Source organism: Actinophytocola sp. (assembly GCF_035942955.1).
GTDB lineage: Bacteria > Actinomycetota > Actinomycetes > Mycobacteriales > Pseudonocardiaceae > DASYTH01.
The window spans coordinates 43,637-54,860 of sequence record NZ_DASZCQ010000285.1 but is presented as its reverse complement, the minus strand read 5'-3'; the positions used below and the strand labels follow the sequence as shown (position 1 = coordinate 54,860).

Here is an 11,224-nt window from a genome sequence, read left to right as displayed (position 1 = left end):
GCGCGGCGGGGGTGGCGGCGCGGCGGCGGCGCGCAGCACGGCGACCAGACGCTCCCTGGCCGCGGCCCGGTTGGCCAGCTGGGCGCGGTGCTCGCTGGCGGCGATCGTCAGAACGCCGTCCACCAGCCGGCCGGCCAGCCGCTCAAGCAGCCGGGCGCGCAGCCACTCCGGCACCGACGGCGAGCGGGCCACGTCGAACGACAGCTCCACCCGGCTGTCGGCGGTGTTGACGCCCTGCCCGCCGGGACCGGACGACCGGGAGAACCGTTCCCGCAGCTCGCCGGCGGGGATCACCAGCGAGCGGGTCACCGCGAGCTCCTCGGTCACGTCTCCAGGATGCCGGTCAGAAGAACGACAGACCCGGCAGGGCCGCGATGCGCTCCAGCACGGCGGGCTCCACCGGCGGGTACGGCCGGGTGGGCGGCTTGCCGTCGGTGCCACGGGCGGCGACGTTGCTGGCGGTCACGTACACCCGGGTGCGGTCCGCCCGGACCGCCTCCACCCGGTACGTGATGTAGCCGGACGGCTGCTTGTCCGTGCGCACCCACAGCCGGGCACCGGGCCGCTCGGCGACGTAGCAGCTCGGCTCGCCCTGGATGCCGGCGCAGCTGGGCAGCGGCTCGTCCGGCCATGAGTAGCTGACCTGCACCTGGATGCTGCCGTCACCCATGCGGTCCACAAGGTCGGCGGTCAGGTGGTACGAGCCGCGGAAGTGCCGGAAGACCAGCGCCGGCTTGGCGTCGGCCGGCACCGGGATGATCTCGAACCCGGCCGGGATCACCCCGGCGCCGGTCAACTCCTTGGTCAGGGCGGCGGCCCGGTCGTCGGTGGTCGGCTCTGCACCGCGCTGGAACGTCCGTGGGGAGGCGCTGACCGGCAGGCTCGGGCTCGGCGGCGCGCCGGTGGTGAACGTGCTGGTGGCCACCGTCGCCGGAGGCGGGCTCGCCGCGGGGACGACCGGCTCGGCGCCGCCCAGTCCGGACAGCGCCGCCGCGCCGACCATCACCGCGATCACGCTCGCGGCCACGCCCCCGGACGCGGCGATGCGCCGGGCGCGCACCCGGCGCTGCCCCCGCCGGAACACCTCGTCGCGATCCAGCCTCAGCGGCGGCTCGGGCCCGAACGCCCGGCCGAGCAGCCGCTTGACGTCCTCAGCGTCCGCGTTCACGTCTGGTCCCCGACCACGTCCCGATCCTCGGCCAGCAGCCGGCGCAGGGTGGCCAGGCCCTTGGCCGCCTGGCTCTTGATCGTGCCCTCGCTCTTGCCGAGCGCCTGCGCCGTCTCGGTGACCGACAGGTCCTCCCAGTACCGCAGCACCACCACGGCGCGCTGCCCGGCCGGCAGCCGGGCCAGCGCCCGACGCACGTCGATCGCGTCGTCCACCCCGGCCGGCGGGCCGGCGACCTCGGGCAGCTCGTCGACCACGCTCTCCCGCCGGCGCCACGCCCGCCGGGACTCGTCGATGGCGGAGCGCACCATGACCTTGCGGGAGTACGCGTCGACGTTGCCACCGCGGCGCAGGCGCGGCCACGCGACGTAGATCTTGGTCAGCGTGGTCTGCACGAGATCCTCCGCCCGATGCCAGTCACCCCCGCACAGCAGGTAGGCGGTCCGGCGCATGACGACGGCCCGGCTGTCCAGGAACTCCCCGAACTCCGCGTCGCGGTCAGGCACGAACCCATGGTCCTCTCGGTCACTCGGTGGTACGGGGTGGTCGAGGGCGGGGTTGCCCGGATATCCGACGGATTCTTGACGAGATCCTCAGAAGCGCGGGTGGTTGCCGCGCAGCTCCACCCCGGGGGCGTCCGGGTCGTCGCCGAGCCGGGCGACCTCGCCGAGCACCCAGGCCGGCACGTGCCGCGCGGTGAGCACGGCGAGCGCCCGGTCCACGTCCTCCGGCGCCACCACGGCCACCATGCCGACCCCCATGTTGAACGTGCGCTCCATCTCGGCCCGCTCGACCCGGCCGCGCTGGGCGATCATCGAGAACACCGGGGCCGGCGTCCACGTCCCGCGGTCCAGCACCGCCCGCACACCGGGCGGGACGACCCTGGCCAGGTTGGCCACCAGCCCACCGCCGGTCACGTGGGCGAACGCGCGCACCTCGGTCTCGGCGATGAGCGCGAGGCAGTCCTTGGCGTAGATCCTGGTCGGCTCGAGCAGCTCCTCGCCGAGCGTGCGGCCGAACTCCTCGACGTGACCGGACAGCGGCATCCGGCCGATCTCCAGCAGCACGTGCCTGGCCAGCGAGTAGCCGTTGGAGTGCAGGCCGGACGAGCCCATGCCGATCACCACGTCGCCGGGCCGCACCCGCTCGGGCCCGAGCACCTTGTCCGCCTCGACCACACCGATCCCGGTGGCCGACAGGTCGTACGCGCCGTCGGCCATCAGCCCGGGATGCTCGGCCGTCTCGCCGCCGAGCAGCGCGCAGCCGGCCTGCACGCAGCCGATCGAGATGCCCTTGACCACCGCGGCGATCCGGTCCGGCAGCACCTTGCCGGCCGCGATGTAATCCTGCAGGAACAGCGGCTCGGCCCCGCACACGACGAGGTCGTCGACCACCATCGCGACCAGGTCGATGCCCACCGTGTCGTGGATGTCCAGCGCCTGGGCCACCGCGATCTTGGTGCCCACGCCGTCGGTGGACGAGGCGATGATCGGTTCCTTCCACCGGTCGAGGCGCAGCTTGAACAGCCCGGCGAAGCCCCCGATCCCCGCGATGACTTCCGGCCGCGTCGCCTTCTCGGCCCAGGGTTTGAGTTGCTCGACGGCCTGTTCACCGGCCTCGATGCTCACCCCCGCGTCGGCATAGGTGGCCGGGGTGCTCTGGCTGATCTCGGTCATGGATCCCAGTCACGGTCGTTGCAGTGCTTCCTCGGCACCGTACCCTGCCGGCAGCACCGGGGTGGCCGAACCGCTGATGCCCCGCTCCAGGTCCTCGAGCAGGTGCTTGCCGATCTTGGCCTGCTCCGGCAGCGGGATCGGGTACACCCCGTCGAAGCAGGCCGAGCAGAGCCGGCTGCGGGGCTGTTCGCTGGCGGCGATCAGGCCCTCGAGCGACACGTAGCCAAGCGAGTCCGCGCCGATCGAGCGGCGCACCCCGTCGGTCTCCAGCCCGTTGGCGATCAGCTCGGCGCGGGAGGCGAAGTCGATGCCATAGAAGCACGGCCAGCGCACCGGCGGCGAGGCGATCCGCACGTGCACCTCGACCGCGCCGGACTCGCGCAGCATCCGCACCAGCGCGCGCTGGGTGTTGCCGCGCACGATCGAGTCGTCCACGACGACCAGCCGCTTGCCCCTGATCACCTCGCGCAGCGGGTTGAGCTTGAGCCGGATGCCGAGCTGGCGGATGGTCTGCGAGGGCTGGATGAACGTGCGCCCCACGTACGGGTTCTTCACCAGCCCGGAGCCGTACGGGATCCCGGACTCCTGCGCGTAGCCGATCGCCGCCGGCGTGCCCGACTCCGGCACCGGGATGACCAGGTCGGCCTCGGCCGGCGCCTCCCGCGCGAGCCGGCGGCCGATATCCACCCGGGTGGCGTGCACCGACCGCCCGCTGATCGTGGTGTCCGGCCGGGCCAGGTACACGAACTCGAAGATGCAGCCCTTGGGCTCGGGGTTGGCGAACCGGGAGGAGCGCAGCCCCTCGGCGTCGATGGCCAGCAGCTCACCCGGCTCGACCTCGCGGACGAACGACGCGCCCACGATGTCCAGCGCCGCCGTCTCGCTGGCCACCACCCACCCGCGGGCCAGCCGGCCGAGCACCAGCGGGTGCACCCCGTGCGGATCGCGCGCCGCGTACAGCGTGGACTCGTCGGAGAACACCAGGCAGAACGCGCCGCGCACGGTCGGCAGCAGCTCCATCGCGGCCTGCTCGATCCCCCGGTCGGCGGCCGTCGCGGCGAGCAGCCCGCACAGCAGGTCGGAGTCGGTCGTGGCGGCCAGCCCCGCGCCGTTCGTGGCGATCCCAGCCGCTCTCGCCCGGTCGTGCAGCTCGGCCGTGTTCACGAGATTTCCGTTGTGCCCCAACGAAAGTCCGCTCCCGGTCGCGGTCGTGCGGAACGTCGGCTGGGCGTTTTCCCATGTGGTGGAGCCGGTCGTGGAGTAGCGGCAGTGCCCGACCGCGATGTGCCCGCGCAGCGACGACAGCACCTGCTCGTCGAACACCTGGCTGACCAGGCCGAGATCCTTGAACACCACGATCTGCTGGCCGTCGGACACCGAGATCCCGGCCGCCTCCTGCCCGCGATGCTGCAGCGCGTAGAGGCCGTAGTAGGCAAGCTTGGACACCTCGTCGCCGGGGGCCCAGACACCGAAGACGCCACACTCCTCGCGGGGCTCGGTCTCGGTCTCGGATCCAGCTGGCAACTGGTCGATAGCCACCGGAGCGTCTCCCTGCGAACGGGTTCGGGCTGTATCTGCAGTGTAGGTCCTGGGCACGCCCGTTCGGACTAGTCCGGGGGTGGGTCGCCCCACATCGTGTTACAGCCGGACGATCGGGAGGAGCGCGGCAAGATCGGCTCGGGTGCCCGATGCGGTGACCCGGCCGGAGGTCAGCGCCTCGGACCAGGCGATGGCGCCGCTGGCCAGCTCCAGCCAGGTGCGCGGGTCGGTCTCGATCACGTTGGGCGGGGTGCCCCGGGTGTGTCGCGGGCCGGGGACGCACTGCACCGCGGCGAACGGCGGCACCCGCACCTCCACGGTGTTGCCAGGGGCGAGCTGAGCCAGGGTGCGCAGGCTCAACCGAACGGCCGCGGCCACGGTGGCCCGGTCGGGCTCGACACCGCCGGCCAGCCAGGGCGCCACCTCGGCCATCCGCTCGCGAAGCTCGTGCGGGTCGACCTGCCGCCGCCCCGTCGTCACCTCACTCCTCGGTTGCCCTGACGATCTCGCCGAGCAGCGTCTCGACGTGCGCGACGAGCTTGCGGGAGTCGGTCGGCGAGATCGTGGTCCACAGCGTGCCGTCCTGGGCGGGCCGGCGGATCTGCAGGTAGCGGCCCTCCTCGGTGTCGAAGAACGACACCACCCGGTCGGCCCGCTGCCGCCGGCCGAGGCGGTCGCGGGCCGCCGCGCCGAAGTTGCCGGTGCCGAGCACGTCGTTGATCATGCCGGTGAGCGCGTCGGCGTCGTCCTCGCGCACGCCGCGGTCCAGCAGCGCGGCGCGGAACCCCGCCTGGGTCCCGCCGGCGCCGTTCGCCGCCGCCTCGAAGTCCTCGCTGCGCAGGCTCACCGACTGGCCGGGACCAGCCGGCCGGTCCGGCAGCATCCCGACCGCGGTCGAGGCCATGGCGTTCGCGGACACGCCACGGAGGGTCACCCGATCCGTGCCGAGCACGGCGAGCGCGGCCTCGTCCCCGACCGAGGCCACGATCAGCCGGAGGCTGCCGTCCACGTAGGCACGGCCGTCCACCTCGCGCTCGGGCCGGGCCAGCACCCGGAGCAGACGCTCGATCTCCGGGTGCACCTCGACCGGCCGGCCGAGGCCGCGACTCTCCAGGTCGGCCCAGGCCCGCTGCTCGAGCTCGGCCCGCTCCTCGAACGTCTTGCCGGGCGAGGGCACCTTGACCACCAGCGGCATCGCGCCGAGCTGCAGGTGCTCCCAGAGCACATCGAACTCGAGGGCCGACAGCGAGATCGGTTCCTGCTCGGCCCGGACCGGCCCCAGACCCAAGACCGTCACTTCTCCTCGTCGGTCGGGTCCTCGCCGATCACCGCGGGAGACACCAGACGCTCGTCGCCGAACACGTCGGTGGTCTCCAGCAGGTAGTCGGGGGAGAAGTGCTCCTCGTCCTCGTCGCCCTGGGCGCCGGCGCCCATGCCCATCGGGCCGCCGCCCATCGCGCCGCCCCTGGCGCCGGACGCGCCGCCGCCGGGACCACCCCGGCCGATCACGCCCTCACCCGCGACACCCATGCCGGTGACCGCACCGCGGCCCAGCTGCCTGGCCCCGTCCGGGTCGGCGCCGCCGAGGCCACCCCCGAGGCCACCGGCCCCACCGGCACCGCCGCGACCCTCGGGCCCGCCGAGACCGCCCAGCCCGGGCGCGCCACCGCGGGGACCGGTCGGCAGGTTGCCGCCGGGCTTGCCGCCACCCGGACCCGACCCGCCCCCGCCGGGCAGCGACGTCGTCGGGGCCGGCATCGGGTAGGGGCCGGGAGTCGGGTGGCCACCGGGCGGAAGCGTCGACGGCGGCGGGGTCGGCGTGGGCGCGGGTGCGGGCAGCGGTGGCGTCCAGCCGGACGGCGTGGTGCCGGGCGGAGGCGAGGACGAGCCGCCGCCACCGCCGGCGCCGGCTGTGCCACCGGGCAGCGGCGGCGCGGCGCCACCGCCACCACCCCCACCACCGCTACCGGAGAAGGTGTAGCTGCCGCGCGTGGTGGTGGTGCCGGAGCCGGTGTAGGTGCCGCTGCCGGCCATCCAGCCGCCGATCGCGCCGCCGGACACCGAGCCCATCCCGGCCGGCGGCGGGGTGGAGACCACCACGTCCGGCGGGCGGACGAACTCACCGAGCGTGTTGCGGTTCCAGGTGCTGTTGGCCTCGTAGGTGTTCATCGTGTCGACGGCCTTGTCGGCGGCCGCGCTCTGGGCCGCCTCCTGCCGCTCGTGGTCGACGGCCTGCGCGGCCACGGCGGCGGCCGGACCCGCATTGCCCAGCACCGCGGCGCCGGCGGCGGTGGCCATCTGCCAGGCGGACGGCTCGGGCGTGGTGACCGGGACCGGCTTGGGCATCTCGGCCCGCGCGGTCGCGATGTAGTCGGCCTGGAACTGGCTGGACGTGCCCATGACGTTCGAGCCGTGCTGCGCGTCCTCGGCCCAGGCCTGCAGCGGGGTCATGCCGTCGTTGGCGTTCTGCGCCGCCGAGCCCTCCCAGGTGGCCTTCAGGTTGCTGAGCGCCTTGTTGAGCTCGGCGTCGACCTCGGCCAGCTCGTCGGTGAGGGCCTTCCAGTACTGCGTCTGCGCGTCGGACGCGTTCGGCCCCGGACCAGAGTGGATCATGTCGTAGAGCTCGGGGTGTGAGTGTCCTCGCCACCGTGCGCCGGTCATGCGAATCAATTCCCTCTGTGTTGAGAAGCCTGGCCTAGTTGTCGTACTTGCCCCATAGCGCGCAGTTGTCGCCTTCCATGGCGATGTAGTCGGCCTGCGCGGCCTCCAGCGACTCGACGGCGTTGCGCAGCTGCTGCTCATAGCCGAGCAGGCATTCCCGTGCCGACTCTGCGCCGCCGCCGATGGAGCGATCGGCGAACTGGACCGCGGTCTCCCTGCTGACCTCGTCGCCGGCCCACGGCCTGAAGTCCAGGCCGTTGAGCTCGCGGACCTTCCGCAGGACCCGCTCGTGCGCCGCGCGGAACGCGACCAGCGCGGCGGGGATCGCGGACGGCTCGATGCGCAACGTCTGGGTACCGCTGTAGCTGGGCGCGGACGAGGTACTACCCCAGCCACCACCGTCTGCTAGGAACACGGCGCGTCTCCCTCAGTACTGTGCATTTGCGACGACTTTATCTCTGATGCCTGACCCTGTGGAGTGGTTCCCACAGCATCGGCATGACCGTGACTTTCTGTGGGACGCCTGACCTGGTGATCGATGACGGAACCTACGATGTCCGGCATGTCACCGTCCGAGCAGGTCGCGCCGGAGATCACCGCGGAGATGCGGCAGGCCGCGCGGGAGAACCCGAACACCTGGCTGTACGTCATCGACCCGGCGCTCGACCCGGACGACGAGGTGCCGCCGTGGGGCGTGATCGGCGCGTACCCCGTCAACGGCGACGGGGAGATCGAGGAGAACTTCCACGCCAACACCGCGTACCGGCCGTCCCCGACCGCGGTGGCCGAGCCGGAGCCGGATCCCGAGCCCGACCTTGAGCGGCTGCTCGAGCTGGTCAAGGCCGGCGAGCGGGACCAGGAGGTGCTGCCGCCCGCCGTGCTGGCGGCGCGCCTGCTGCTCTACGCCGCCAGCCCCGAGGACACCTCGGTGACCGGGTTCCCGAACCGGCGGCACGGCACGGTGATGGTGCCGGTGTGCACCTCGCCCGCGCACGTGCCGCCGGCCTGGCCGGGCTGGCGGGAGATCTCCGGCCGGGACCTGGTGCCGCTGCTGCGCGGCCACCCGCTGGTGATCAACCCGGGTGGGCCGGTCACCGCGCTGATCCCGGCCGGAGACCTGGCGGCCGCCGGGTAGGGCGGGTCTAGATGTCCGGCTCGATGTCGGTCAGCGCGGCCGCGGAGCCGATGCCGCAGTTGGGCGCGGACCAGACGTTGGACGTGCGGATGTCGACGTGGGTGTGGTCGTCGTGGCCCGGGTAGCCCGGACCGAAGATCCCGCCGAAGCCGTGGTAGCGGGCCCGCTGGGCGAGCGTGCAGAAGGTGGGGGTGCCGGTCAGGTCGGCCGCGTTGCCGTAGAGGTGCTGGCTGTTGCTCGCCCCGCCGACCGCGCTGTTGCACGAGGTGCTGCGGAACGCGCTGCTGATGTTCAGCGCCCGGTCGCCGAGGGCGTGCCGCAGCGCCTCGAGCTGCCACATGGTCTTCAACGCGTTGAACCGGGTGGCCGACTCGGACAGCGGGCCGCCGTCGAACCCGGAGCCGCCGCAGCCGTCGTCCATCTCGGAGTAGGCGAAGTGGATCGGGGTGCAGTCGTCGTCCTGCAGCTCGTAGATCTTGCTGAACGTCTGGGGTCCGGCAACGCCGTCGGCGCCGAGCCCGTAGGCCGACTGGAAGCGCTGGACCGCGGCCGCCGTCGCGGGGCCGTACTGGCCGTCGATGGCGAGATGGCCGCCGAAGCCGGGCCAGCCGGCGACCCGGATCTGGAGCTGGCGGACGTCATCGCCGGACGCGCCCTGGCTCAGGGTCCGTCCCCAGGTGTAGCAGCCGTCGGCGGCCGCCTGGTTGGCCACCGACGCGAACACCAGACCGCTTGCTACCAGGGCAAGGGCTAACAGGATCCGGACTACGGGGCGGGCCAGCCGTGGTCGTGCCATGTGTGCCTCCGTGTTAGCAGGGTGGAAAATCACACACAGGCTTTACTCCCCGAGAAACGATCTCGTCAAGGGGTGTCCTTATGCGAGCGCGATCAGACCAGCCAGCGCTCGATCTCCTCGGGCTGGCCCGGCTTGGCGAACAGCCACCCCTGCGCCGAGTCGCAGCCGATCTCGCGCAGCACGTCGACCTGCGCCTGGGTCTCCACGCCCTCGGCGATCACCTCGAGGCCGAGCGTGTGGGCGAGCTGCACCAGCGCGGTGACGATCCGGGTGTCGACCGAGCCGGCCGCGCCGTCGCGCAGGCCCTCGACGAACGAGCCGGCGACCTTGAGCGCGTGCACGGGTAGGTGGCGCAGGTAGGCCAGGTTCGAGTATCCGGTGCCGAAGTCGTCGATAGCGATCCGCACGCCGAGGTCGGCAAGCTCACGCAGGGCGGACAGCGGCTCGCCCGGGGTGCCCATGATCGCGCTCTCGGTGAGCTCGAGCTGCAGCTTGGTCGGTGGGACGCCGGTGCCGTCCAGGATGGACCGGACGTCCTCGACCAGGGTCGGCTCGGTAACCTGCCGCGCGGCCAGGTTCACGCTGACCAGCGGCGCGGCGGCGGCGTAAGTGTCCAGCCACTCCCGGGCCTGGGCGCAGGCCTCGTTGAGCACCCAGCGTCCGAGCGGGACGATCAGGCCGGTCTCCTCGGCCAGTGCGATGAACCGGTCGGGCGGCAGCCGGCCGAACTCCGGGTGGGCCCAGCGGACCAGGGCCTCGACCCCGAACAGCTTGCCGTCGCCGAGCCGCAGCAGCGGCTGGTAGTCGACGTAGAACTCGCCGCGGGCCAGCGCGGCCGGCATGGTCGCCGACAGCGTGAACCGGGCGATCTCCTTGGCGTTGCGCTCCTTGTCGAAGCAGGCCCAGCGGTTCTTGCCGTCGGCCTTGGCCCAGTGCAGCGTGATGTCGGCGTCCCGCATGGTCTCGGCCGGCGTGGACTCGGCGACCGAGCGCTCGACGATGCCGATGCTGGCCGACACCGACAGCCGGTGCCCGCCGATGCGCACCGGCTCGGTCAGGCAGCGCAGGATGTCCTCGGCGAGGATGATCACCTCGTCCACCCCGGCGGTGTTCTCCACCAGCACCACGAACTCGTCGCCGCCGATCCGGGCGACCAGCCGGCCGTTGGCCGACACCAGCCCGTCCAGCCGGCTGGCCACGGCGACCAGCAGCTGGTCGCCGACCACGTGGCCGAGGCTGTCGTTGATCACCTTGAACCCGTCGAGATCCAGATAGCACAGGGCGATCCGGCCGTCCCCGCCGCCGGTGAACATGGCGTGCAGCCGCTCGGTGAACAGGGCGCGGTTGCCGAGGCCGGTCAGCGGGTCGTGGTTGGCCTGGTAGCGCAGCTGCTCCTGGAGCTGGTGGCGCTCGGTGATGTCCTCGATCATGCCGACCAGGTACTGCGGGGCGCCGGCGTCGTCGCGGACCAGCGACACGGTCACATTCGTCCACAGTGGACTACCGTCGCGCCGCCGGAACAGCCGCTCGATCCGGTAGTGGTCGCGCTCCCCGGCCGCGGTCTGGGCGAAGTAGCGCCGCGTCTCCACCGGGTCGTCGGCGTGGAACAGCGTGCTGATGTCGGTGCCGCGCAGCTGGTCCGGCGGGTAGCCGAGCATGCTCGCGAACCGCGAGTTGACCTCGAGCAGCGTGCCGTCGATGTCGGAGATCCCAATCCCGATCGCCGCATCGGCGAACATGGCCCGGAACCGGGCCTCGGTGGCGCGCTCGGCGGCCTCCGCGCGGTCGCGGGCGTCGAGCGCGGCCCGGCGCAGCACCTCCTGCTCGCGGTAGACCCACTCGCGGACGGCCTTGGCGAAGCCGGCGGCGAGCGCGGCCTGGACCGCGGGGACCCGCTCGCGCGCCCGCGGGTCCCCCTCGGCCCCCGCGGAGCGCAGCAGCTCCTCGCCGATGAGCCGAATGGAGCAGGCCAACGCCTCCGGCGCCGTCATGTGCATGTCGACCAGCGCGGTGCCGACCCGCTCGACCGGCTCGGCGACGAACGTCTCGGCGCGCAGCGCGGCGGTGAGCACGTCGGCGAGATCGCGGACCCTGGCCACCAGGCGGGCGCGCTCCATCGGCACGTAGCCGGTGCCGGACAGCGCGGCGGCCCACGCGGAGGCGAACGAGTCACGACCAGCGATCACCTTGACCGATCGCCATGCTGGACTCGCCATGCGGACAACCCTCCGGCACACAAGGTAGACCCC

General features: G+C 72.8%; 12 protein-coding genes. 1 reads left to right on the top strand and 11 read right to left on the bottom strand.

Annotated features, from left to right (window positions below):
* The 9 genes from arfB to VGX25_RS29055 all read right to left on the bottom strand — a co-directional run.
* Positions 1-327 (bottom strand): alternative ribosome rescue aminoacyl-tRNA hydrolase ArfB (arfB, locus tag VGX25_RS29095; RefSeq protein ID WP_326921119.1); only part of this gene is annotated, 327 nt, incomplete at its 3' end.
* Positions 328-343: 16 nt separating this feature from the next.
* Positions 344-1,168, bottom strand: coding sequence for a hypothetical protein (locus VGX25_RS29090; RefSeq protein ID WP_326921118.1), 825 nt, complete (start codon positions 1,166-1,168; stop codon positions 344-346).
* The gene (locus VGX25_RS29085; protein WP_326921117.1) at positions 1,165-1,674 is read right to left on the bottom strand and encodes a SigE family RNA polymerase sigma factor; all 510 of its coding nucleotides are present in this window, start codon (positions 1,672-1,674) and stop codon (positions 1,165-1,167) included. Before VGX25_RS29085 ends, VGX25_RS29090 begins: the two co-directional genes overlap by 4 nt.
* A gap of 87 nt (positions 1,675-1,761) precedes the next feature.
* A complete protein-coding gene (gene purM, locus VGX25_RS29080; protein WP_326921127.1) occupies positions 1,762-2,835 on the bottom strand; it encodes a phosphoribosylformylglycinamidine cyclo-ligase in 1,074 nt (357 codons plus the stop codon).
* Between the two features lie 18 nt (positions 2,836-2,853).
* A complete protein-coding gene (purF, locus tag VGX25_RS29075) occupies positions 2,854-4,383 on the bottom strand; it encodes an amidophosphoribosyltransferase (protein ID WP_414636014.1) in 1,530 nt (509 codons plus the stop codon).
* A 99-nt stretch (positions 4,384-4,482) separates the two neighbouring features.
* Positions 4,483-4,815 carry a sterol carrier family protein gene (locus VGX25_RS29070; protein WP_326921125.1) on the bottom strand — a complete coding sequence of 111 codons (333 nt, stop codon included), beginning with the start codon at positions 4,813-4,815 and terminating at the stop codon, positions 4,483-4,485.
* Positions 4,816-4,864: 49 nt separating this feature from the next.
* A complete protein-coding gene (locus VGX25_RS29065; RefSeq protein ID WP_326921116.1) occupies positions 4,865-5,680 on the bottom strand; it encodes an ESX secretion-associated protein EspG in 816 nt (271 codons plus the stop codon).
* Positions 5,677-7,044 (bottom strand): PPE domain-containing protein, encoded by a 1,368-nt coding sequence (locus tag VGX25_RS29060; protein ID WP_326921115.1) that lies wholly within the window; start codon positions 7,042-7,044, stop codon positions 5,677-5,679. Before VGX25_RS29060 ends, VGX25_RS29065 begins: the two co-directional genes overlap by 4 nt.
* A 34-nt stretch (positions 7,045-7,078) precedes the next feature.
* Positions 7,079-7,390: a hypothetical protein gene (locus VGX25_RS29055; RefSeq protein ID WP_326921114.1), complete on the bottom strand. Its 312-nt coding sequence runs from the start codon at positions 7,388-7,390 to the stop codon at positions 7,079-7,081.
* A gap of 216 nt (positions 7,391-7,606) precedes the next feature.
* Between VGX25_RS29055 and VGX25_RS29050 the strand changes: the two genes are divergently transcribed.
* Complete coding sequence (locus VGX25_RS29050; RefSeq protein WP_326921113.1) at positions 7,607-8,179, top strand: type VII secretion system-associated protein; 573 nt, start codon at positions 7,607-7,609, stop codon at positions 8,177-8,179.
* Positions 8,180-8,186: 7 nt separating this feature from the next.
* Here VGX25_RS29050 and VGX25_RS29045 read toward each other — a convergent pair whose 3' ends face one another.
* Both VGX25_RS29045 and VGX25_RS29040 read right to left on the bottom strand, forming a co-directional pair.
* On the bottom strand, positions 8,187-8,975 hold the full coding sequence (locus VGX25_RS29045; RefSeq protein ID WP_326921112.1) for a M15 family metallopeptidase: 789 nt from the start codon (positions 8,973-8,975) through the stop codon (positions 8,187-8,189).
* A 92-nt stretch (positions 8,976-9,067) separates the two neighbouring features.
* Positions 9,068-11,191: a putative bifunctional diguanylate cyclase/phosphodiesterase gene (locus tag VGX25_RS29040; RefSeq protein WP_326921111.1), complete on the bottom strand. Its 2,124-nt coding sequence runs from the start codon at positions 11,189-11,191 to the stop codon at positions 9,068-9,070.
* Positions 11,192-11,224: the final 33 nt, after the last annotated feature.